The organism is Paenibacillus wuxiensis (genome assembly GCF_040195695.1).
Taxonomy (GTDB): domain Bacteria; phylum Bacillota; class Bacilli; order Paenibacillales; family Paenibacillaceae; genus Paenibacillus_B; species Paenibacillus_B suaedae.
The window spans coordinates 126853-149426 of the sequence record NZ_JBEFZI010000011.1; the positions used below are offsets into that span (position 1 = coordinate 126853).

Below are 22574 nucleotides of genomic sequence, written 5' to 3' on the forward strand. Positions count from 1 at the left end.
GTTTTTTGTACTCCCCATCCCTCCAAGTCATCCTTATATGAAATGCAGGCAATGTCACCCTTGACTCGGACAACTGTATATCTTCTGAAAACTGATTTTTTCATCCAATCAATGCAGTAGGGACTCGCATATCGTAGCAATTATATAACCTTCGAAATCATGAGTTGTTGGCGTAGAGGGACTCGACTTTCAAATGAATGGCGAAGCAAATTGGAGGTTAGGCATACATGTCATCTGACAGCACTCCTGAAAAACAATTCAAGATCGCAAAAAAGCTACTTCAAGATGGAGTTGATGGAGACAAACAGGCAGCGAAAAGAGCGCATGAGAAGCTTTTAAGGCTACGTGAGACCCAGCCTCATCATGCGCTTATTGAAGCCTATTACGGTAGTTCATTAGCCCTCTTATCACGTGATGCCGTCAAACTTGTTGAGAAAGAAGAAAAAGCACTCGAGAGTTTGGAGGTATTGAATCAAGCAGTAGAAATGGATCCCAACGAAAAAGAAATTCGCCTCTTACGCGGAAGCGTCTGCCTGCATCTGCCGGAGTCTTATTTCTATTCTTCGAGAATAGCGATCGAGGACTTCACATTCCTCCTTGACCGTTATCAACAAGATTCAAATTACCTTACCCACAAACAAGTCAGAAGAGTACTTCGAAAGCTGAGCAAAGCCTACCAAAATAGCGGCGATCCCGCCAAGGCGAATGAAGTCTCACAGCGTCTTGCCTCCATGTATCCAAAGAAAAAAGATGATTAGAATCATGCAAGCGATAATGTGTTCATGCATGAGTACAGAGAGGATGAATTGAGTGACAAACCTTAATCCCAGCGATATGGAAGGCTCAGACTTAAATGAGACTTCAACATCGAGCGATGATCATGCTTCATTGACCGAATCTGTTCTAAATTCCGTGTCAGATCAGGTGTCTACTCCGTCTGACCCGTTCAATGAAAGACTTACCCTAGCTATCCAACTTTATCTGGATGGCGTAGCTGGGAGTGCGGCTGCTGTTCAAGAAGCACATCAGATTTTAGTACAGCTGCACGCCGATGATCCAGATCATCCTCTTGTTGGTGCTTACTATGGCAGCACCATGATATTGATTGCAAGAGATAAAACAGAGGCATCTGATAAATTGAAATGGTCAAAACAGGGATTGAAAATGCTCGACAATGCGGTAGCCGCCGACCCACACGACAGTACGATCCGACTGCTTCGCGGCAAGTCCTCTTACAATCTCCCAGAGCAGTACTTCCATCGGACGAAGACGGTGATTGAAGATTTCACCCACGTCCTCAATACACCATCTGACACGCTTGACACTGAAAAACAATTGGAACTCATCTATGAACTCGGTGAGGCTTGCATTAAGATAGGCCAGAACCAAGACGCGGCTACGTATTTTAGAAAATTGGAGAGTCAAACACAAAATTCGGCATGGAAGCAGCTATCCAAGCAAAAGCTGCAAGAGCTAGAAGGAAAACCAGCAGTTGAAAAAATACCAAACAAAGGCCCTTCTTCCATCTTGATTGAAGCTACTCGAACTGTAGGCAACGCCCTCCTTTCTTGGTTTGGTAATGATAAGGAGTATGAAAAAGCGAAAGAAAAGGCGGAAGAACGCGCGAAAAAACGGGCGAAAGAACGGGCAGAAGAACGGGCAAAAGAACGGGCGAAAGAGCGTGCGGAAGAACGGGCGAGAGAACGGGCGAAAGAACGCGCGGAAGAACGCGCGAAAGAACGCGCGGAAGAACGCGCGAAGGAACATGAGAAGGAGCATGCGAAGGAACATGTGGAAGAACGTGCGAATGAGCATGTGGAAGAACGTGCGAATGAGCATGCGGAAGAACGTGTGAATGAGCATGTGGAAGTACGTGTGAACGAGCATGTGGAAGTACGTGCGGAGGAACGTGCGAAGGAACGTGCGGAGAAACGTGTGAAAGAACGCGTGAAAAAACGTGTGAAAGAACGCGTGAAAAAACGTGTGAAAGAACGTGCGAAGGATCGTGTGAAAGAACGCGCGAAAGAACGCGTGAAAAAACGTGTGAAAGAACGCGTGAAAAAACGTGTGAAAGAACGTGCGAAGGATCGTGTGAAAGAACGCGCGAAAGAACGCGCGAAAGAACGCGCGAAGGATCGTGCAAAAAGACGCGCGAAAGAAAAAGCCAAATAGCTGGTGCAAGAAATGGCCTTAGAAAAAGAAAAGAAATATCTCTCCTTCTAAACCACTCCTGATGTTAGTTGGTCGACGTTAGCAGGATGTCGAATCCCCATCAGACTATACCTCAGGGGGATACCCGTATTATCGGAAGGGGGTGAGATACATGTCTGATAAACACAAAGAATTTTTCAAGGGTTTCCTTGATTCTGCTTTAAAAAGCGGCGCTAACAACTTCGGCAAACATCTTCTAGATGCAGTAAATGACGAAAACCAACCTGTTGATATTGTTTTGGGGAGAATCGTAACTGCCCTTAGGGACGGTGCCATTGCAACAGGCCAAGACGTGTTGCGAGCTCAACTTAATCAGGATAAGTAGTTAACTTGAATCACATGGAATTCCCTAAATGTTGCACTAATAGATAAGAGTGATAGGAATTTTACGTAAATAGTCCCATGTCTAGAAGGGGTTGTTGACAAAATGGGTTGAGGATCTTGTCCTCAGCCCATTTTTGCTGTTTGAATGAATAGTTTGGAAGTAATCGAAACCTCATTTCACTTCTTACTTTGTTGATGTTTAATTTCTGCTTGGGCTGCCTTTACTCCTCTGACGATAGCCTGCTCAAGCACCACCGCTGCTACGGTGCCGACTGCGGTTACGGCCGCATTGCCAATAAGCCCGCTGGTATCGGTTCCAGTAGCTATGCAGAATACAGTGTCCCCATCACCTTGAATATGCACCGGGGAATCGCCCGCGCCATTCCGTCATGGGCGAGTGTCGCAACCCTCCCTGCCTCGGCTTTGTCTAGTTTTGCAGTGGTTGCGATGACAGCGATGGTTGTGCTTCTGCTCCGGGTCGAGATCGGCATTGGTGGTATTCCTTCAAGAATTGCCCTAGTTTGGTTAACGAATTTACCATCAGGCTCGAGCGCCCCGGCTATGATATGATCATTATTCCATATATCTCCAAGTGCATTGACGACTACAATAGCGGCTACTATAGGACCGCCCGGGATTTGCCAAGAGGCGGTTCCAACCCCGCCCTTCATCGGCGTACCGTAGATTTTCCCTACCGTCGCACCCGCCCCAGCACCAACACTGCCTTGCGCCACGGCACCAGACTTCGCAGCTTGTGCTGCCTTGTAGCCCAACTGTGCGTCAGGCCTGCGGGAGCCTTTCGCATAATAAAGGTCAAAAATAACAGCCGCAGGCACAGTAGGAAGCGGTCCAACATCTGTCGGGGTACCATACCCATGCTCTGCAAGCCAGTTCACGACACCTGCTGTTGCCGCAAGACCGAAGTTGCTGCCGCCCGTAAGAAGAACCCCCTGTATAAGGTCTGTTGAAGTTCCGGGTTTAATCGCATCTGTCTGTTCCGTACCCGGATAACCGCCTCTAACATCCACGCCGGGAACTGCACCTTCAGGGTACAAAATAACCGTGCAACCAGTACGACCGCTTCTATCCTCTGCGCGCCCCACTAGGATACCCGGAACATCTGTAATACTCCCTTTGGCATAAACTTTTGTCCCCTGACCAATTAATCGGTTGGCATTCGGTCCAATCGGATGATTAAGTATGCTGTGTTCATCTTGATATACTTTCTTTACGGGATTCTTCTCATTATTGAAAAAAATTTTATTGTTTTTTTCAGGTACCCCTTTGCCTCGATAAATCCCTGAATCCCTCATTCGAACTGGAAAACCCCAATATTTCGCCCTTCGAATAGCTTTGTCTGCGTTTCCGCGCTTCTCATCATACCTTGCATCCTCTGGCTTTATGATTTTCGCGGTCAATTTTGTTTGTTTTCTATCCATTTTTTCAACTCCGATTTCATGCAGAATTGTACTGCTTAAAGCCTCATCTAATGACATTCATCTATAAATAATATGTTTGGGATGACAAACGTGCTCTGATAAAACCAAAAAATCCACCTTGTCAGGTGGATTGGCTCAGTTTCGGGCCCGAATATACTGCTTCGAATCAACTAATAGCGACATTAGCAGGAGACTGCTGAAATTGAAGTTTATAGAAATTATGAGAAGTCATCCTCATACAATTCTTGTTAATTCACTGTTAATTACTCGATGCGCGGCAACATAACGATCTTTCGGACTAATCCCAAACGATGCAAATTGAACTTTCGATTGATTTGTAATAAATTGAACTTCATACTGTTTCGTATTTCCCACAAAAAAGCTATTGAATGTGGATGCATTCGGTTTCACAGTAAATACAACGTTATGAATCAATTTCTTCTTTCCGTTTAATGCAAACACTTTGATTCTTACTCTAGCATTTTTATGTTGATGCTGATTTAGATATTAAGAAAAGAGTCATCTCCCTGTAATATCTTATTCATTCAAGGGTTTATCCGTTTGGGCAAATTGATGCAGATCTTTAGTTTGTACATTGCGGCGAAATGCTCCAAATCTGTCAGAAATAACTAGCGAAAGTACGCTGAAAAAAAGGAAAACCCATAGCTTATAGGAAATTCCCCGATAAGCTATGGGCTTCATTACATATCATAAATATAATATTTATTCAGAAACATCTTGGAATGTTAAACCAGGGAAAACGGTATAATTCTTTAATTGGGTATCACTGATTATGTTTGCATAATCTATCAGGTATCCCTTGCTCATATATGGAGCTACATCAAAGTCCCATTCAGCCACAAATGGTGTGGATAAGTTCATGTAATGAACTATTTTTACACGTACTTTGTATTGATCTCCATCGCTCCTACCTTCCCCTTTTCTTTTAGCATCTACTATTTTTTTAGCATCAACTATTTTCAACTCTAAAATGGAAGGATATACTCCTCCTCCTGGTAGTTCGATTGAACCGTTATTCAAGTAACTAGAGGCTATTGTTTTTTTCCAAGCATCTTCATCCCTTGAATCATATGTAACGAAATACTTATTAATTAAAGATACGATGTCTGCCCATTCTCCCCCAGTCAGATTTAATTTTTCATTCCATAGATCAGGAGTAGAAACTGAAGTTCCGCTTTTCTGATTAATAATTACTGTTTGTTTTTTAGAATCCCAAGTCACATCAGCACCTAATGCCTTAGAAATCGTACTAATAGGAACCATGACTCTTCCATCAACATTGCGAGGCGAAACGTCAGTAGGTACTGTTCGACCGTTTACAACAATTGAAATTTTCCCACTAGCAAATGCTCCCCCAATTAACAAAGAGGTAAGAGCAAAAACAAGTGATAAAACAATGACCTGCTTTTTCTTCATTTTAAACCTCCTAAAATATTTTATTGGACGGAATTCCCAGAATGATCTTATCACACTTATTGATAAATTACATCTTTATCGATCATCGTTTTCAGGACGTTTATTATAACGTAGTCCTTGTACTCCAGTTCCTCCGTCTCAGTTCGTATAATAGCTGCAAAATATCCTAATATGGCAGAGCATTTAGAAGATTTATTTTGTTTATTTCACTCCTAATAATATCTATACTTTATTTAATGATACTTCTCTATTCCTCGCTGCTCTGCCAGCAACAAATTTACCATACCACTATAGCTATTCAAACCGTCTGTCTGATTATTCGCCTTCAGATATAAGTCATTTACAATTCTTGAAATACTCGAAATAACACCCTCATACTTATCCCGATACTGCTCATTTTGTACTATGTCATGCTGCACCGCCTTGGACAGACTGGACATTATATCAGACGCCTGATCTGAATCAACTTTCTTTAGTGCTGATATAGAATAATCAAACGCTAGAAAAAAACCACTGTAGAGTATCATTGGATCATCCTGCTGCTTACATGCCAGATAAGCTATAAAATTTGCCTCATCCTCATGCATAAAACCACTCTGATGTGCCAATTCATGTGCCATAGTAGCAGGCACTAAGAAAACTGGCACATTAACATTAATATTGGATTCAAAAGTAAAAGGGACAAAAATACCGTGTATCCCTGCACGCGACATTAGTTTTGACATCACCACTGGTTTTGGTGTTGAATATAAAGAATGCTCCAAAACAGGATATTTCTTTGATAACATTTGCATCGACAGCACTGCGTGTTGTGCATAATAATTAAAATTATCTGGTACTTGAGCCAAAAGAGCAGTATCCTCTAACTTTTCCCTTGCCAATTCCATTTCAACAGCAAGTGACTTACACAATTTCACTAGTTCGTCCTCGCTGTAGTTTCCCTCTTGATATTCGGTATAGGACAAAAAAGAATATCTGTGATAGTTTATTCCACCCAAAACAGTATAGCAAAAATATATCACGCTAAAGATTGCAACTATTCCTAGAGTACCACGATAAACTACCATCCTACGTGTACCTTTACCCATGATAACCTTGCGCACATAATAACCTATATAAAATAGCAAAAGTAACACAACCAACACTACGAGCCACTCACTAACAGAAAATTTGACCCAAGAAGGTACAGATCCTACTGTTTTTGACAATATCGGATATACAGACCTACTATATTTTTCTGCCCAATCCTGATGGTTCTGCGCGTATTTTGTCAGTATATAAGCCATAACTCCAAGTGAGATCAATGGCAATCTCTTAAGTAAAAGCTTTTTGATAACACATCCTCCTATCAAATTTGATCATCTAATATTCTCTGCTCGTGCTGAGGAAAACTCATCCCATATAAGTCCATCGCTTCCCTAAAAAACATGCCGTCAGCACTTGTTAATCGAATAAATTTCATACATAATAGCGCCTTCCATCTTGATGTACATTGCTACATACTATGTATAATTATCGCGATTTTCATCCTAGAGTACCATTCCTTCTCTTTATCTTCAAGTAGTTAGACTACCTTAGAGGTGGAATGGGACGCCGTGCTCTCTCGCCTTTGGCTCTTGCGCGCGGACGAACCCGGGGTTCGCTCCCCCTTCTTACCACCAATGCAAAAACACAACCCATTGGATCGTGTACGATTTATACATTTGGTGGAGCCTAGGTGATTACGCTTGCAATGCTCGCTTCATCCTTTACGGGATGTCCCATTCCTGATTGTTCTGCTATCGAAGCTGATTCGACGATGACTGCCTTAGTGGTAGAATGGGACGCCGTGCTCTCTCTCCTTCGGTTCCCTGCGCGCGGACGAACCCGGGTTCGCTCCCCCTTCTTATACTCCACCAATGCAAAAAAACACGACCCATTGGATCGTGTACGATTTATACATTTGGTGGAGCCAAGGGGGATCGAACCCCTGACCTCTTCGCTGCCAGCGAAGCGCTCTCCCAGCTGAGCTATGGCCCCATATTTTTGTATGCCAAACCATTATACTACCTCTGTGCAATTTCCTGCAAATTCCTATTATCGGACTTGGCAGGTTATTTTCTTCTTCTTTTTAACAATTTCATAGCAATAGGAAGCACTTAGACATCATTCCTTCTTTTTTCTCTATTTATCTTTCTTTTTCATTAAACTGTTCAAAGTAGATAATCCGTTGAGTCGTGTTTTTTGTTACATCGATTTCATTATCAATTGACTCGAAATGGATATCATTGTATTCTCTAACGAAGATATTCCCTTTTCTCCCCCCCCTCGAAGCACACCCTTGTGTATAACTTCGTCTACATCATCGTCATCCCAATTGTATGCTTTGGAGGTATAGGAGCACTTCTTGGATTAAGTCTCTCAAATGACAATTTTCCCGAAGTCTATACATACATCCTCCAAAATGATCATATCATCATCATTGCGAACATCATTCTAGGACATACGCTCGTATCGAGCATATACCGAACACAAGCACACTAATCCATTCATTATCTACCTCCTTATTGAATAACATTTATCCTAGATAACACGCTGTTGGTTAGGCGTGTTTCTTTGTGCTCATAACAAGGCTTCATCTTCCCCGTTGTTTATCGGTCTACAGACTGACTGGAAAACCATTCCACAGAAGGTTTATCAGGCTGTAAATTACTTTTACAATGCAAATAGACTAAAAAACGAGTGCAAACATTCCATCTTGAAGTAAGGAGAAATGGAAATGAACAATAATTTCAACATAGCAGGTTCGAGCAGCAGTGAATGGGCTGTTCAAGCCCGTGGGCTCGTCAAAACATTCGGAGACAATCGCGCTGTCGATGGCGTAGACTTGAACGTTCGTGCTGGTTCGATATACGGAGTCCTGGGTCCGAATGGAGCAGGGAAGACAACGACGATTCGCATGTTAGCTACATTATTGCGTCAGGATGCTGGCGAGGCACGGATCTTCGGACACGATGTCGTGAAGGAATCCCATATCGTCCGTCAATTAATTGGGGTCACAGGACAATACGCATCGGTTGACGAGTCCCTAAGCGCTACCGAGAACCTCATTATCTTCTCGCGGCTGCTCGGTCTAGGTCGTGCGGAAGCGCGGCGCAAGGCTGCTGACTTGTTAGAGGAGTTTGGCTTGTCAGAGGCAGCCAAGCGGCCACTCAAGAACTTCTCCGGAGGCATGCGACGCAGACTTGATTTGGCTGCAAGCCTCATTGCTCAGCCCCCGCTCATCTTTTTGGATGAACCGACAACAGGGCTGGATCCGCGTACGCGCTCACAGATGTGGGATACGATTCGCCGTTTGGTCGACACAGGCTCAACCGTGCTCCTCACCACACAATACCTCGATGAAGCCGATCAGTTGGCAGATCGTATCGCGGTTATCGACCGCGGCCAAGTTGTCGCAGAAGGCACCGTGGATGAACTTAAGGCTTCCGTTGGAACGTCGTCGCTGCATGTAAGACTTCAACATGAAAAAGATATCGCCGATGCGCGCACAATCGTAGAGCAAGTACTTCAAGTCCGCTCCAATGTAACCGCCGAAGCTGGAACGATTACTGCACCGATGGCCGACGCCGACCAAGTAACAGACCTGTTGATCGCTTTTCGCAACCAAGAAATTCGACTTGCCGAAATCAGTGTACAAAAACCTACACTTGACGAAGTATTTCTAACCATCACCGGGAACAGCTCGTCGGGTGCTATAGAGAACACGAACGCGATCCACAATACCGAACGCATGAACGTTAGAGAGGAGGCACGAGTATGAGCAATGCAACCGTAAATAAGAGCCCCCACCAGCAATTAAAAAACTATGCCAGCTTCGGTCAGTCACTACGTAATTCAATGACAATGGCCTATCGTGGGCTGCTCAAAATAAAGCGTACCCCCGAGCAATTGTTCGATGTAACCATTCAGCCCATTTTGTTTACCCTCATGTTCACCTATATATTTGGCGGGGCAATCTCAGGAAATGTACATGATTACTTACCGATCATTATCCCCGGCATTCTTGTTCAGACGGTCATCACGAGCGCCGTCGCCACTGGTGTCCAATTGCGCGAAGATATGGATAAGGGCGTATTCGACCGCTTCAAGTCACTTCCGATCGCGCGTATTGCGCCTTTGGCGGGAGCCCTTCTGGCAGATACGATCCGCTTTGCCATTGCAACCGTACTCACCTTTGTGATGGGCTACTTAATGGGCTATCACCCAGCCGGAGGCCTAGGTTATGTCGCAATCGCCGGCTTGCTTGTCATTGCATGCTCCTGGGCAGTCAGCTGGATTTTTGCCTTCTTCGGCGTCATTGCTCGTACAGCCGCTAGCGTACAAGGGATTGCCATGATGGTGCTGTTCCCGCTCACCTTTCTCTCTAATGCGTACGTACCGGTCAATACGATGCCAGATTGGCTTCAATGGTTTGCGAATATAAACCCAATCACCCATTTAGTAAGTGCTGTACGTGAGCTCGCCAATCAAGGTACGATCGGCATTGAATTTGGTCTCACTCTCCTGTGCGCTATGGTCATTGTAGCCATCTTTGCTCCACTCACCGTTCGGGCTTATATGCGCCGCACCTAAATTTCAAATACGCAGCACTCAACAATTTGGGTAACTGAAAAAAACATCTTAACACCCAAATGTAAACATGTACGGTAAGGAGTAGAGAACTAAATCCCTGCTCCTTATCGCATGATACGGGAAATGGAAGTATTCCTAACAGAGTAACACTACACCCTTAGCAGAGAAGGGAATATCCTTGAATATCCACGGATAACCCCCTTAATTCTATTTTACGAATCGCCTGTAGAGGTCTATACTTAAGGGGTGTTAAGGAACAAGGCAATTCACAACAGCTTCGTTCAATCGGGATGCTTCAATCCCCCTTGAACCCAGTTATCATATGGGTTCTTAGCTCAGTTGGTAGAGCAGTTGACTCTTAATCATCAGGTCGAGGGTTCGAACCCCTCAGAACCCACCAATTATGTGATCAAAACGGCAGAGAATGCCGTTTTTTTGTTGCATCCCATGTCCCCTCCCCTAAGATGCTGTTGTTCATCGAAAATTTCACTTTACATTAAGGTTACATAGAATCTGGATTAAGTTTGCTCCTATATTCTGATGATGTACGAAAATGATACAGAGGAGAGAGCAAACAATGAATATGTTTTCCAAGCGCGTGACGGCCATCGCACTGACCTTCACCGTAGTAACCGGCTTGCTTAGCGGTACGGGTACATTATCGAAAGTATCGGCAGCTGCACCCGTAAACATAGGACCACAAGACCCAAAAGAAGTTGAGCAATTTGCCGATGAATTTTTTAGCCGTCCAGAAATTAAGGACAGTATGGCAGGAGCTGCGTTTGTCGTCGTCAAGGGCGACAAGGTGCTGTTGAAGAAAGGCTACGGCTATGCAGATGTGGATAAAAAACTGCCGGTCGATCCGAATCGAACCGTATTCCGCGTTGCTTCAATTTCCAAGGTGATCACCGCTACGGCCGTGATGCAATTGGCAGAGCAGGGCAAAATCGATTTGAACAAAGATGTATCTGCATACCTGGGAGATATTAATATCCCAAATAAGGCTGGCACTCCCCTAACCACGAAGCATTTAATGACGAATTCGACCGGATTCGAATTCGGGGACGGCTCCGAATTATCTACGGACGATTTAACTCGAGAAGTATCTATCAAGCAATATGTATCGGACAATACGCCTACGGTGATCCGCAAGCCTGGCGAGTACTATCGCTATGACAATCTAGGCTTTACGATTCAAGGTTACATCGTAGAGCAAGTGAGCAAACAGCCATTTGGCGCATACGTGCAGGAGCATATTTTTAAACCGCTAGGTATGACAAACAGCGATTTCCGCTTAACCTCGGACATCACGAAGCACCTGGCCGTTCCATATACCGTGATGGGAGAAGCAATTCCCACCTACGCAACGGTTCCGACAGAGCTTCCAGGCGGTGGCATGCTCTCTACTGGCGCTGATATGGCCAACTTTATGCTCGCCCATCTTAACGGCGGCAAGCTGGGAGATGCAACGATTCTTAAGAAAGAATCAGCAGCAGAAATGCATAAGCCTCAGCTTGCCATACATGAGAAGCTGCCGAACATGGCATACGGCTTCGAATACGCCAATCAGCAGCTATACAACGGACGTTATATGATTGAGAAAGCCGGGGATATGGCCGGGTATCACAGCAATATGTGGTTGATTCCTGATGAAAAGGTCGGCTTTTTCGTCACTGTAAATAAAGATGTTGAATTCCGTAAGGAATTGTTGGCAGCATTTATGGATCATTATTATCCCAAGAAAGATGGCGCACAGGCTCCTTATGAGCAAGCGACACAATCATTGGACAAATTTGAAGGCATGTACAGTGACTTGCGGAATCGGATGTGGACCTCTCGCGTTCATGCCAAGGATGGCAAGCTTATCGTGAAAGATCCGCTAGGAGAGCATGTGCTCCGTGAAATCGAGCCCCTGCTTTTCCAAGATGAACAAGGCGTAAAAGCTGCATTCAAGTTAAATGACAGCGGCGAGGTAAAGGCATTTTATTACGACCTGAAATCAGATAGTTGGACCGAAAAATTATCAGCGCCGCAGCATTATCAGGATGTTAGTGACGACCATCCGTATGCTCCGTATATCTATCACTTGCACCAATTGAAAGTCATTGATGACAGAAGCGGAGACAACCGCTTTCAGCCTGCACAAGCAATTACCCGGGAACAATTTATCGGTTGGTTTATTCGATGGGCCGGGGTATCTCCATCCAAGAACAAACCTGCTTTCATAGATATATCCGACAGTGCGTTTGCTAAAGAAATACAAGCCGCGTATGAGTTTGGCGTCATTCAGAAGCCAGAGAACGGCAAATTTCATCCGCAGGAATTGTTGACCCGCCAGGAAGCAGCAACTATTATATGGCGTATGGCAGTCGAACATTTAAGAGCAACGCCGAAAAAAGTTTTCCTCCAGGATCACACCGATTCCTGGGCGCTGGATGGTGTTCAGTTCATCATCGCCAAGCAATTATATGGGCCTGAAGTTGTCCAAGGAAAAGACGGGGCGTTCGACTACCGATCCAAGCAGCCAATGCTGAAGCAAGAAGCTGCAGCTATGTTGTCTAAGTTCGCCGATAATTTATTCTAATTCGCACAATTCGTAAAACTCCCGATCCATCTGCGCTTAGTCGCAAGTGAATCGGGAGTTATTGTTGCATACATGGAGGTGAAACAACAAATGAAAACCATACTTATCATTGATGATGAAGCCGAAATCCGGGAACTGCTGACCATCTATTTGACCAATCACGGCTATGCTGCGATTACAGCCGGGAACGGTGCCGAAGCGATGACCATCTTGCAGGAGAACCCCATCGATTTGGTCATAGCCGATATTATGATGCCACAAATGGATGGCTTGGAATTACTCAAAAAAACGCGACAGAATTCGCAAATTCCGTTTCTCTTTATTTCTGCCAAATCAGACGATATGGACAAAATCTACGGCTTGCAGCTCGGGGCGGACGATTACGTGGGCAAGCCCTTCAACCCACTTGAAGTCGTCAGCCGCGTTCAGGCGCTGTTCAGACGAATCGACTCCTTTGCCAAGGTGGATAACCATGAGCAGGAATTTATCGAAATCGGAGATGTGAGGCTGAATATAAGGAGCTGCCAACTGTTCAAGTCCGGCATCCAAAAAGAATTGACATCATACGAGTTCAAGATTGTGGAGCTCCTTATGAGAGAGGCTGGCAGAGTATTAACCAAAGCCCATATTTACGAGCAAGTATGGGGCGAGGAATACACCGGAGACGAAAATTTAATTATGGTGTACATAAGCAAAATCCGCGAGAAAATTGAGGATAATCCGAGAAAGCCTGTTCATCTCATTACGATTAGGGGGTTAGGCTACCGTTTTGAAAAAAGCAAATAACCTCTCCGGTCGACGTCCCTTAAAACGGGTATTTTTTCGAAATTATGCAGTGATCTGCGTCCTGATGATAGCAGCGATCATTGTATCTCTCCTAAGCACGAACCTATTTATGAGGCGTTATATCGATGAACTGGTCGTTGCTCAAATTAATGGAACGGATATTTATCGGTACCCTTTCCATAACATCAGTGGGCATTTGCTGGACAAGTATGGCGGCTGGTTCGAAATCGTGAATGAGTCAGGCGAAATCATTTTTGTCAAAGGAAACAAAGAGGACAACATCAAGCATTACGAAGACGGCCAAATGTATGCCAAAATGGATGTAGAGCGCAACGATGATGCAATCTCCTATCATGCTTATCAAGCAAAAGGGCCGAACGGCGAATCTTATGTATTGCTGTGGAAAATTCCTGAGCGCTTGTTGAAATTATCAACCGCGACAACAATCTTTGCTGCATTATTAGCTATTTTATTGTTTATCCTGCTTTACTTTTACGCCCGCTATTCGGTTAGACAAGTGAAAAAGCCGCTGCGGCAAATCTTGGAAGGCATCAAAGAGATGGAGCACTTCAATTACACGAAGCGGCTTCATTACTCAGCCGAACAGGAATTCGCGGAAATACAAGATGCGTTTAACGGCATGGCTGAACGTCTGCAGCGTACTTCTGCCGAGAAGGAAGCTGCCGAGAACAATAAGCGAAACATGCTGCTGCATCTATCGCATGATTTGAAGACGCCGATTACTTCGATTTACGGTTATTCGCAGCTCCTGTTGGACAATCAGGCATTGGAAGACAAGGATACCCGCAAATATATTCAATACATTTACGATAAGTCAGCTTATATGGCCAATTTGATTAAAGACTTATTTGAACTGGCGAAGCTGGATGACAAGCATACGGAATTGAGCAAAGAGAAAGTGAACGTTACGAAATGGTTCCAACAGCTCGTGGTCGAATTTTATCCGGAAATAGAAGAGAAGGGATTTGAGCTTGAAGCACATATCCCGGAAGAACCGCTCTATGTCAAGATGGACAAGATTCATATGAGTCGCGTCATCACCAACTTAATCAGCAATGCACTGCGATATAATCCAGCGGGAACGGTGCTCTATGTGTCATGTGCGCGACAAGAAGGAAACGTTATACTGTGGATCGGAGACGACGGAATTGGCGTTCAGGAGCCGATCAAGGACCATATTTTCGAAGAATTCGTCCGCGGCGATGGCCCGATTAAAGACAGTACAGGCTTAGGTCTCGCCATTTGCAAAAAAATCATAACGCTCCATGATGGCACGATTGAATTAATGCAGGATCAGTGTTACCATACCTTGTTTCAAATCACGTTGACAATTACGGAGGACTAGAGTCCCTTCACGATGTCGGGCATCACCTTCAGGCTTCGATACCACGGATCGTTTGCATGCCCGGATCTAGCCCATTGCAATAATAAGCTCCAGTTTGAAGTATTCCTTTTGGTGTTACACCCTTTACAAACGGATCATCCCGTGTATAATGAAAGCTGTCAAGCATATGAACAATGGAACAACTGCATAGTGAATTCGAACACTAGGGGTGCTGTAACAAGCTGAGAGACAGCGGCAACGCTGTTAACCCTTATAACCCGAACTAGATAATACTAGCGTGGGGAAGTGTAGTCGACTGATTGATATAAGCTGCGGCTTCGTCATGTTCGTCATTGCATGAAGCCATGTTATACCCTTGTATCCTCAAGCGTAACTGCACCGACTCACGGTGCAGTTTTTTTGTTGTCTGCTGGCCACATATTGATTCGTCAGGGAGGATATAAGTTATGAGTCAGTTATCTTGCGGTACGAGCCGCATCGTTGGTTGTCGATTTTCCATCTATCCGATGAGCAATCGCTTCGTTGAACTTATTTTGGGAGCGTTGCGAGACACAGACATGTCCAAGGTATGGTGCCATACCGATGATGTCAGCACCTGGGTTCGTGGGCGCAGTGAACATGTATTCGATGTCGTTCAGTCAATCTTTTTACATAGCGCGGCAAGTGGAGAGCATGTTGCGCTGAATGCTACCTTCTCTGTTGGCTGTCCAGGTGACACACAAGGAGATGCCTTCATGAATACGGACGAAATTCGAATGAATGCGGAACAAGCGATTCCTCTTAAGGTCGCTGCTCATTTTGCGCTCTACCCGCTTGGAACGGCAGATTACATGGATACGATCTATGAAATCATTGGCCTTGCTAAGGAAGAAGGCACTTTCGATGAGAGCGCTCATTATGCAAGCCGCTTAGAAGGAGATGCACAGCGAGTATTTGCTACACTTGAGAACGCGTTTAATCGGGCGAGAAAATCAGACAAGTCCCATGTGGTGATGACAACTACGATGTCAGCAAACAGCCCTTCCACAAGGTAGCAGCTGAAGATAAAGAATTTCCAAAATGCAAGCTACAAACCCAACGGACTCATCCGATCATCGTTTTAAGAAAAGAGGAATGTTCATGAATTCGCGAAACAGCCAATGGAAATTACAAGATATCGTCGTTCTCAGTTCATTATCTGTCGTGTTTGCCGTCATTTATCTGCTCTTCTTGCAAATAGGCAATGTGCTTGTTGGCTTTATGGGGCCGATGGGATATGAAGTCATCTTCGGCATTTGGTTTATCGTATCGATCATCGCCACCTATATTATCCGCAAACCGGGGGCTGCCGTCATTTCAGAGACAGTCGCTGGACTGGTTGAGGTATTAATCGGCAACGCTGTAGGGCCTATTTTGATTGTATCCGCCCTTATTCAAGGTTTAGGCGCCGAAGCCGTATTTGCCGCTACAAGATATCGGAATTATTCAACCAAAGTGCTCATGCTGGCTGGGGTGGGCTCCGCTGTATTCAGCTTCGCGTGGGGGTATTTCCGCAGCGGTTATGCGGCCTACTCTGTTGGTCTCATCCTCGCGATGTTCATCGTTCGCTGTATAAGCGGTGCACTCATTTCAGGTCTGCTTGGCAAATGGATTGCGGACGCCTTGACCAATACAGGAGTTCTTAGAAGTTTCCCAATTGCAAAGGGGCAGCGGTAACATGGCAAGCCCAGCGCTTCTCAATTCCAAGCACCCAGCACAATCGACCTTACAACGTGACGCCGAGCATGGAGCTCTTATTGCACTGGAAGCCACTGATCTGACACTCGCCTTCGAGACCGAAGGCGAGCCCGTCTTATCCAACATCAATGTCACCCTGCATGAGGGAGAAACCGTGCTGCTGTTAGGCCCAAGCGGATGCGGCAAGAGCTCGCTAGCCTTTTGCCTTGCCGGGCTGTATCCACATGCAATAGATAGTCTCGTCGATGGCAGTGTCCATTTGTATGGCAAGCCAATTGAACAGTACGATTCCGGTGCAGCGGCCCAGCATATCGGAATTGTATTTCAAGATTTCGAAAGTCAGTTCTGTATGCTGCGTGTAGAAGAAGAAATAGCCTTTTGCCTAGAAAATCGGGATTGCCCTCGAACTGAGATGGAATCCATGATTCAAGAGGTCTTAGAAAAAGTAGGATTGCTCGCATGGCGTCATGCGTATGTCCACGAGCTGTCGGGAGGCATGAAGCAGAAGCTGGCCCTCGCCTGCGCTTTAGCCCATCGCGTGCACATGCTTGTATTGGATGAGCCCACCTCGAATCTCGATCCGTATACAAGACATCAATTTGCTGTACTCATTTCAGAACTGGCACGCAGGGAAGGGATGGCTCTGCTCATCATTGAGCATCAATTGGACGATTGGATCGGCATGACGGATCGCCTGCTCGTGATGGATGAGGATGGAGCCCTCGTCTTTGACGGTCTTCCTGTCTCCTACTTCAAGCATCATGCAGCTGAAGCCAAGTCACGCGGTATCTGGCTTCCGCAAGCGCTGGAACTGCAGCAATTCATCCGTGAGTGGTTTAATCGCAGCAACAGTAGCGATAGCAGCAACGATGACGATAGTAGTAACATTTTCGATTTCAGCAATTATGATGAGCAGTCCGTTCATCAGCGTCTCGAGTCCGCAGAACCCGCACTAACCGACGAGGATCTGCTGAACCTGCTGCTGTCGCTCCCTAAATTAGCACAGCAGGATGTGATGCGCATCCTAACATCAGCTCAATCGAACGGTTCCCCACGAAAGCCTGAGGAAGTCTTGCAAGCGAACAACCTTGTCTATCGGCGTAAAGGGAGAGTAATCCTCGATCACGTGTCCCTTACTCTGCATTCAGGGGAATGGGTAGCACTTGTTGGTCCAAACGGAGCTGGGAAATCTACCCTCGCCTCCCTCTTATCTGGATTGACACAGCCGGATGAAGGTCAAATCATTCTGAATGGCATGCCTCTTCATCGATATGCAGAGCGGGAGCTGAGAGCCTTCATCGGATATGTATTCCAGAATCCAGAGCATCAGTTCATTACTGATACCGTGTTCGATGAACTTGCATTCGGGATGCGCTTGCAGCTTCTGAGCGAAGAAGAAGTACAGCAGCATGTCGGAGAAGCCTTGACACGCTTCCGCTTGAACAAGGTTGCCAATGCCAATCCCTTCTCCATCAGCCAAGGACAGAAGCGAAGACTTAGTGTCGCTTCCGTTCTTACCGACAGCCAACAGCTATTGTTATGCGATGAGCCGACATATGGACAAGATTCTTATACATCCAAGCAGCTGATGGACACCCTGCAAGCACGAACCCAAGCAGGCGCAACTGTCCTGATGATCACGCATGATATGGAGTGGGTTCAGAACTATGCCGACCGAATTATTGTGCTAGATGAAGGTTGCATACAGTTTGACGGCAGCCCTTCCAAGCTGTGGAAGGAGCACCCTGAGCTCGTGGAGAAGTGTCATCTGCGTATGCCGATGAACTTCGCGGTGACATTTCGCTTACTTGCACAGACGACAGGTATCGAAGGAGGAGATCATCCTGATACTCCGTGATTGGAATCCAAGCATTAAGGGGCTTGCGATCATTATAGCGGTTATTATGCTGTCGTTGACGTTCGATCCGGTTACACCGCTTGCAGCACTTGTCTACATCGTTCTATTTACATTCCTATTAGGGAACATATCATGGCGTAAATGGCTGCTTAGCTTCTGCCCCTTCCTCATTATGGGCATCGGCTACGTGTGGACGGCTCTCGTCTTCCCGCGTTCTGCCGATCCCGCTTCAAGTGCCATTCTATGGCAGTGGGGGTCGTTCATCATTACGGAGGCCACGTTCCAGCAGGCAATATCACTCGGACTCAGAGTGCTTATCTTCTCCGCCTTGTCGCTCATCTTCATCTTGACGACAGATCCTGTTCGCTTCATGCTGAGCCTGATGCAGCAATGCAAGCTGTCGCCCAAGTGGGCATACGGTATTCTGGCAGGCTATCGCTTCCTCCCCTTCTTCAAGGAAGAACTGCGCATCATACAGGATGCCCACCGCATGCGAGGCATAGAACGGGAGCGTGGCTGGAAGAGCAAGCTGCGGGCATGGAAGCGTTATGCAATTCCACTGCTCGCTTCAGCTATCCGCAAGTCGGAGCGTGTAGCTGCCGCCATGATATCGAAGGGATTCACAGGCCGACGTGGAAGAGCTTATTATGTGAAGCTTCGAGTTACATGGAAGGATTGGGCCTTACTCTTCCTTCTGCTAGGCGGAATCGCGTTATGCTACTACGTATCCTGGAAACTCGGGTTCGTACAATGGTATCAAGGACAATTGTGACACATATGACACCCTTTTCGTACATCCTGCATAACATATCTAAGCACATTGTGTGTTCCGCTATTATGCGAAAAGGAGGTCTTTCTATGCCTAAAAAAATCACGCCTAAGAAGATTACGTCTAAGACGTTATCCCCCCATTACTCCAAAAGTGTAAAGTTCTTGAAAAAATTCGTAAAGATAAAGGCCAAAAACGGTAACATATATACAGGCACCATCGTGAAAGTAGATAAAAAGAGAGTGTACTTAAAGGTCAACTCCGTAAAGCATGCGGGAAAAGTACACACTTCATTTTTCCCTTTCATCTTGCCGTTGGTGCTCTTCGATCTCCTTGCTATCGTGCTGCTTGATACCCGTAGAAGAATTATTTTTTAACGTCTATTCTCCCTCAAATGTTTGAGGGAGTTTTTATTTGCACGAAAAACTCACTAACTATATCAAGATAGCGCTCTGGCTCCTCAAATCGGGGAAAATGCCCGCTACGATGGAAAGTCGTCTGCAATGTGGATCTGCACCTATCCATCAATCCACACTTGATTGCTCGATAAAATACAAAGAACCCCTCAAACAGTTTACTGCTTGAGGGGTTTTCCGAGCTTGTTTAAACTATTTATCTGGATGTTCGCCAAGGGCGTTCTTCGACAGAAGATGATTCAGTTCCTTCATAAACATGCTGATATCCTTGAACTGACGATAGACCGATGCGAACCGCACATAAGCAACTTCATCTACTGGATAGAGCTGCTCCATGACGAAATCACCGATGACACGGCTGTCTACCTCCGCATGGGCGGTATCTCGCAGCTGCTTCTCGACCTCCGAAGCAATCATCTCCAGCCGTTCCACAGATACGGGACGCTTCTCACAGGCACGAATAAGTCCGCGCAGCATCTTATCCCTACTGAACTCTTCCCTGCTTCCATCCTTCTTAATAACGATGAGCGGAGTCTCCTCCACCATCTCGAATGTAGTAAAGCGTCTGCTACACAGCTCGCACTCCCGCCTGCGGCGAATAGACTTATTGTCGTTCGCTGGACGAGAATCAAGTACCTTTGTTCCTAAGTGGTCACAATAAGGACACTTCATTTTCGTTCCTCCGTTCTACTCTTGATGTTTATCACAATTCACTTTTTAAAAAGTTACCAGTGGTTACCTGTAATGATCTTTGAAAGAATGCACACAATACAATTACCAACCGCAAGGAGGTGAATCAAATGAGCCAAAACAATCGTTCCAGCAACAACTTGGTCGTACCTCAAGCGACAGCAGCTCTTGAACAAATGAAGTTCGAGATCGCACAAGAGTTGGGCATTGCCATCCCATCTGACGGATACTATGGCAACATGGCAACTCGTGACACGGGTTCTATCGGTGGTTACATCACGAAGCGCCTTGTCCAAATCGCTGAACAATCTCTTGCAGGTCAATACAAATAATGACGGAAGAAGCGTCGGACATCATGCGCGATAACGGTATCGGCTTGTCCGATGCTTCTTCTTCGTTCTACTTCATTTTCGGGTAGATGTTTTTATACTTATCATAATAATGGATAACACGCTGTACGTACAACTTTGTTTCCCCATATGGGATTTGCTGCTTGGCTGTGTCATAGCGTCCGTCCCATACTTTGTTGCGAATCCATTTGTTCACATTGCCAGGACCCGCGTTGTAAGCGGCGATCGCCGCTATCCAATTCTCATTGAATTGCTTATGCAGCGATTTTAGATACCATGTGCCAATAAGAATATTCGGGTCGGCCGTATTTTTCAATTCGTCCAAAGACCAACGATTATTCATCTTCAGCTGCTCCATCGCCCATGTAGCCGTTTCCGGCATCAGCTGCATGACTCCAATCGCTCCCTTACGAGATTCGCGCCCCGCTTGGAAGTTCGTCTCCACTCGAATGATAGCAGCCACAAGCAGAGGATCTACATCATATTGAGCTGCATATTTGCGAATCTCGGCTTCATATGCAATCGGGTACATCCATCTCCCCAGCCATTGCGACTGAACGAACAGCAAGAACAGCATGCCCAAAAACAACAGCAATAGCACTCTCTTTTTGCGGAGCATTTTCATCATACGATTCATGGCAAGCCTTTCTCCGACCAGAAATGGTCGAGCTGCTTGATCGTATCTTCCAGCGAACCGCTATTGTCGATAATAATGTCCGCCAGCTCTCGCTTTTTCTCCATACTCCACTGAGCATTCAGCCTCTGTTCAGCTTCGCGCTCGCTCCAACCGTCCCGTTCCATTAGACGCTGTAATTGAACACTTTTTGGAACATACACTACCAATATCGAATCGAACATCTCGCTTAGACCTGACTCATACAGGAGCGGAATATCAACGACAACAAGACGTTCTGGATAGTCCATCTCATATTGATGCATTTGACGCTGGATTTCCTTCCGGATAGCCGGGTGGGTGATGCTTTCTAACGCTTTGCGACTTGTCTCATCTGCAAAGACAACCTCCCCTAATCGCTTCCGATTGAGCGTTCCGTCCGCAAGCAGCATGTCCGATCCGAAATGCACCGCAATTTGTTCCAACACGGGACTGCCAGGGAGAACGACTTCCCTGGCAATCTTATCAGCATCAACCAGCAGAGCGCCTCGCTCCACTAGTAATCGGGAGACGGTGCTCTTGCCGGAAGCGATGCCTCCGGTTAACCCGATGTTCATGCCTTCACCTCATTCTATAATAATGCCGCTTACGTCAGCAGCTTAATAATCCCCATTATAATTAGCATCAGGCCTGGCACAAATGACAACTTCCCAATCCATCGCGCGCCTGCGAATGCAATCCCAATATGAATGCCGAATCGCAGAAATATGCCGCTGAATAAGGCGATAACAATCGCGGTCATGAGTGCAGGATAGCCTAACAGCGCAGCCCCTATACCCGCTCCAAATGCATCCAACGACAACGCGACTCCAAGCCATGCAGCCTCTACTGCACTAATGGTGCCTGAACGATCCATGTCCGCAGCGCTTGGAGTCTTCAATATTTGAATGACAACGCCAAGGCTCTTCAATTGAATGTGCACCACTTGCCGCGGCTCATCCCCCATCGGAATAGATGGAACTGAAGAGGATTGAACAACTGCTGATACATGCATCTGATCTGCTGCCGCATGTTCACTGCTTGCTATCTGATCCAACCGAGCATCCTCATCGTGCGATGAGCGAAGCAGCTGCAGGATAGCCCAACAGCCAATCCCGACAAGAATAAGTGATCCGATCCATTGAGCTACAGCAGGAGATACATACTGAATAAGCAAGTTTCCTACTTGCATCGACAGTAGAATGACCAGTCCAGAGCAGCATGCAATGACAGCAATTGAAGTCCAAGGGATGCGGAGCCGGCGCAATCCGTAGGTCATTCCTACTCCGAAGCTATCCAGACTCAATGCAAAAGCCAGGATGAACAAAGATACTGTATGAATAAGCAACTACCGTTCCCTCC

22 protein-coding genes, 2 tRNA genes and 1 riboswitch are annotated in these 22574 nt (G+C 45.9%); of the genes, 15 read left to right on the forward strand and 9 right to left on the reverse strand.

From position 1 onward, the window contains the following. Nucleotides 1-227: 227 nt before the first annotated feature. The 3 genes from ABN764_RS24035 to ABN764_RS24045 all read left to right on the forward strand — a co-directional run bounded on the left by ABN764_RS24035 (nt 228) and on the right by ABN764_RS24045 (nt 2536). Nucleotides 228-758 (forward strand): tetratricopeptide repeat protein, encoded by a 531-nt coding sequence (locus ABN764_RS24035; RefSeq protein ID WP_174808484.1) that lies wholly within the window; start codon nt 228-230, stop codon nt 756-758. A gap of 52 nt (nt 759-810) precedes the next feature. Then, a complete protein-coding gene (locus ABN764_RS24040) occupies nt 811-2172 on the forward strand; it encodes a hypothetical protein (RefSeq protein WP_446673318.1) in 1362 nt (453 codons plus the stop codon). A 151-nt stretch (nt 2173-2323) separates the two neighbouring features. Then, nucleotides 2324-2536 carry a hypothetical protein gene (locus ABN764_RS24045; protein ID WP_021253301.1) on the forward strand — a complete coding sequence of 71 codons (213 nt, stop codon included), beginning with the start codon at nt 2324-2326 and terminating at the stop codon, nt 2534-2536. Nucleotides 2537-2712: 176 nt separating this feature from the next. Here ABN764_RS24045 and ABN764_RS24050 read toward each other — a convergent pair whose 3' ends face one another. The 5 genes from ABN764_RS24050 to ABN764_RS24070 all read right to left on the reverse strand — a co-directional run bounded on the left by ABN764_RS24050 (nt 2713) and on the right by ABN764_RS24070 (nt 7430). Next, nucleotides 2713-2898, reverse strand: coding sequence for a hypothetical protein (locus ABN764_RS24050; RefSeq protein ID WP_446673319.1), 186 nt, complete (start codon nt 2896-2898; stop codon nt 2713-2715). After that, on the reverse strand, nt 2859-3974 hold the full coding sequence (locus ABN764_RS24055) for a P1 family peptidase (RefSeq protein ID WP_446673320.1): 1116 nt from the start codon (nt 3972-3974) through the stop codon (nt 2859-2861). Before ABN764_RS24055 ends, ABN764_RS24050 begins: the two co-directional genes overlap by 40 nt. A 723-nt stretch (nt 3975-4697) precedes the next feature. Beyond that, nucleotides 4698-5411: a copper amine oxidase N-terminal domain-containing protein gene (locus ABN764_RS24060; RefSeq protein WP_446673321.1), complete on the reverse strand. Its 714-nt coding sequence runs from the start codon at nt 5409-5411 to the stop codon at nt 4698-4700. Nucleotides 5412-5644: 233 nt separating this feature from the next. Continuing rightward, nucleotides 5645-6715, reverse strand: coding sequence for a DUF3810 domain-containing protein (locus ABN764_RS24065; RefSeq protein WP_446673322.1), 1071 nt, complete (start codon nt 6713-6715; stop codon nt 5645-5647). Nucleotides 6716-7354: 639 nt separating this feature from the next. Further along, nucleotides 7355-7430: transfer RNA gene (locus ABN764_RS24070), tRNA-Ala, on the reverse strand. Nucleotides 7431-8169: 739 nt separating this feature from the next. Between ABN764_RS24070 and ABN764_RS24075 the strand changes: the two genes are divergently transcribed. The 11 genes from ABN764_RS24075 (at nt 8170) to ABN764_RS24125 (ending at nt 19481) form a co-directional block, all read left to right on the forward strand. Then, entirely contained in the window at nt 8170-9213 is a 1044-nt protein-coding gene (locus ABN764_RS24075) for an ATP-binding cassette domain-containing protein (protein ID WP_446673323.1), read from the forward strand. After that, nucleotides 9210-10025 (forward strand): ABC transporter permease, encoded by an 816-nt coding sequence (locus tag ABN764_RS24080; protein ID WP_021252101.1) that lies wholly within the window; start codon nt 9210-9212, stop codon nt 10023-10025. Before ABN764_RS24075 ends, ABN764_RS24080 begins: the two co-directional genes overlap by 4 nt. A gap of 324 nt (nt 10026-10349) precedes the next feature. After that, a tRNA-Lys gene (locus ABN764_RS24085) sits at nt 10350-10425 on the forward strand. 177 nt (nt 10426-10602) lie between these two features. Beyond that, on the forward strand, nt 10603-12609 hold the full coding sequence (locus ABN764_RS24090; protein ID WP_446673324.1) for a serine hydrolase domain-containing protein: 2007 nt from the start codon (nt 10603-10605) through the stop codon (nt 12607-12609). Between the two features lie 90 nt (nt 12610-12699). Then, the gene (locus tag ABN764_RS24095) at nt 12700-13395 is read left to right on the forward strand and encodes a response regulator transcription factor (protein WP_446673325.1); all 696 of its coding nucleotides are present in this window, start codon (nt 12700-12702) and stop codon (nt 13393-13395) included. Further along, nucleotides 13379-14761 (forward strand): HAMP domain-containing sensor histidine kinase, encoded by a 1383-nt coding sequence (locus tag ABN764_RS24100; protein WP_446673326.1) that lies wholly within the window; start codon nt 13379-13381, stop codon nt 14759-14761. The genes ABN764_RS24095 and ABN764_RS24100 overlap by 17 nt, the downstream gene beginning before the upstream one ends. A 194-nt stretch (nt 14762-14955) precedes the next feature. Continuing rightward, nucleotides 14956-15062, forward strand: a riboswitch (TPP riboswitch). A gap of 145 nt (nt 15063-15207) precedes the next feature. After that, complete coding sequence (locus tag ABN764_RS24105; RefSeq protein ID WP_446673327.1) at nt 15208-15795, forward strand: YkoF family thiamine/hydroxymethylpyrimidine-binding protein; 588 nt, start codon at nt 15208-15210, stop codon at nt 15793-15795. 85 nt (nt 15796-15880) lie between these two features. Continuing rightward, nucleotides 15881-16456 carry an ECF transporter S component gene (locus tag ABN764_RS24110; protein ID WP_446673328.1) on the forward strand — a complete coding sequence of 192 codons (576 nt, stop codon included), beginning with the start codon at nt 15881-15883 and terminating at the stop codon, nt 16454-16456. 1 nt (nt 16457) lies between these two features. Next, nucleotides 16458-18335 (forward strand): ABC transporter ATP-binding protein, encoded by a 1878-nt coding sequence (locus tag ABN764_RS24115; RefSeq protein ID WP_446673329.1) that lies wholly within the window; start codon nt 16458-16460, stop codon nt 18333-18335. Further along, complete coding sequence (locus ABN764_RS24120; RefSeq protein WP_142544317.1) at nt 18322-19107, forward strand: energy-coupling factor transporter transmembrane component T family protein; 786 nt, start codon at nt 18322-18324, stop codon at nt 19105-19107. The genes ABN764_RS24115 and ABN764_RS24120 overlap by 14 nt, the downstream gene beginning before the upstream one ends. Before the next feature lie 86 nt (nt 19108-19193). Continuing rightward, a complete protein-coding gene (locus ABN764_RS24125; RefSeq protein ID WP_021252109.1) occupies nt 19194-19481 on the forward strand; it encodes a hypothetical protein in 288 nt (95 codons plus the stop codon). A gap of 231 nt (nt 19482-19712) precedes the next feature. On the opposite strand, the gene nrdR is transcribed toward ABN764_RS24125, so the two are convergent. Continuing rightward, nucleotides 19713-20192: a transcriptional regulator NrdR gene (gene nrdR, locus ABN764_RS24130; protein WP_005551582.1), complete on the reverse strand. Its 480-nt coding sequence runs from the start codon at nt 20190-20192 to the stop codon at nt 19713-19715. 128 nt (nt 20193-20320) lie between these two features. Here nrdR and ABN764_RS24135 point away from each other — a divergent pair, with 128 nt between their 5' ends. Further along, on the forward strand, nt 20321-20542 hold the full coding sequence (locus tag ABN764_RS24135) for an alpha/beta-type small acid-soluble spore protein (RefSeq protein ID WP_021252111.1): 222 nt from the start codon (nt 20321-20323) through the stop codon (nt 20540-20542). 67 nt (nt 20543-20609) lie between these two features. Here ABN764_RS24135 and ABN764_RS24140 read toward each other — a convergent pair whose 3' ends face one another. The 3 genes from ABN764_RS24140 to ABN764_RS24150 are packed head-to-tail and all read right to left on the reverse strand — an operon-like array spanning nt 20610 to nt 22560. Further along, nucleotides 20610-21197 carry a lytic transglycosylase domain-containing protein gene (locus tag ABN764_RS24140; protein WP_446673330.1) on the reverse strand — a complete coding sequence of 196 codons (588 nt, stop codon included), beginning with the start codon at nt 21195-21197 and terminating at the stop codon, nt 20610-20612. Next, nucleotides 21194-21790: a dephospho-CoA kinase gene (coaE, locus tag ABN764_RS24145; protein ID WP_446673331.1), complete on the reverse strand. Its 597-nt coding sequence runs from the start codon at nt 21788-21790 to the stop codon at nt 21194-21196. Before coaE ends, ABN764_RS24140 begins: the two co-directional genes overlap by 4 nt. A gap of 29 nt (nt 21791-21819) precedes the next feature. Next, nucleotides 21820-22560 (reverse strand): MntP/YtaF family protein, encoded by a 741-nt coding sequence (locus ABN764_RS24150; protein ID WP_446673332.1) that lies wholly within the window; start codon nt 22558-22560, stop codon nt 21820-21822. Between the last annotated feature and the right edge of the window lie 14 nt (nt 22561-22574).

Excerpts from the sequence above, each read along its gene's own strand:
- ABN764_RS24035 (WP_174808484.1), top strand. The coding sequence starts at position 228 with ATGTCATCTGACAGCACTCCTGAAAAACAATTCAAGATCGCAAAAAAG.
- ABN764_RS24045 (WP_021253301.1), top strand. The coding sequence starts at position 2,324 with ATGTCTGATAAACACAAAGAATTTTTCAAGGGTTTCCTTGATTCTGCT.
- ABN764_RS24055 (WP_446673320.1), bottom strand. The coding sequence starts at position 3,974 with ATGGATAGAAAACAAACAAAATTGACCGCGAAAATCATAAAGCCAGAG.
- ABN764_RS24060 (WP_446673321.1), bottom strand. The coding sequence starts at position 5,411 with ATGAAGAAAAAGCAGGTCATTGTTTTATCACTTGTTTTTGCTCTTACC.
- ABN764_RS24075 (WP_446673323.1), top strand. The coding sequence starts at position 8,170 with ATGAACAATAATTTCAACATAGCAGGTTCGAGCAGCAGTGAATGGGCT.
- ABN764_RS24080 (WP_021252101.1), top strand. The coding sequence starts at position 9,210 with ATGAGCAATGCAACCGTAAATAAGAGCCCCCACCAGCAATTAAAAAAC.
- ABN764_RS24090 (WP_446673324.1), top strand. The coding sequence starts at position 10,603 with ATGAATATGTTTTCCAAGCGCGTGACGGCCATCGCACTGACCTTCACC.
- ABN764_RS24095 (WP_446673325.1), top strand. The coding sequence starts at position 12,700 with ATGAAAACCATACTTATCATTGATGATGAAGCCGAAATCCGGGAACTG.
- ABN764_RS24105 (WP_446673327.1), top strand. The coding sequence starts at position 15,208 with ATGAGTCAGTTATCTTGCGGTACGAGCCGCATCGTTGGTTGTCGATTT.
- ABN764_RS24110 (WP_446673328.1), top strand. The coding sequence starts at position 15,881 with ATGAATTCGCGAAACAGCCAATGGAAATTACAAGATATCGTCGTTCTC.
- ABN764_RS24115 (WP_446673329.1), top strand. The coding sequence starts at position 16,458 with ATGGCAAGCCCAGCGCTTCTCAATTCCAAGCACCCAGCACAATCGACC.
- ABN764_RS24125 (WP_021252109.1), top strand. The coding sequence starts at position 19,194 with ATGCCTAAAAAAATCACGCCTAAGAAGATTACGTCTAAGACGTTATCC.
- nrdR (WP_005551582.1), bottom strand. The coding sequence starts at position 20,192 with ATGAAGTGTCCTTATTGTGACCACTTAGGAACAAAGGTACTTGATTCT.
- ABN764_RS24135 (WP_021252111.1), top strand. The coding sequence starts at position 20,321 with ATGAGCCAAAACAATCGTTCCAGCAACAACTTGGTCGTACCTCAAGCG.
- ABN764_RS24140 (WP_446673330.1), bottom strand. The coding sequence starts at position 21,197 with ATGAATCGTATGATGAAAATGCTCCGCAAAAAGAGAGTGCTATTGCTG.
- coaE (WP_446673331.1), bottom strand. The coding sequence starts at position 21,790 with ATGAACATCGGGTTAACCGGAGGCATCGCTTCCGGCAAGAGCACCGTC.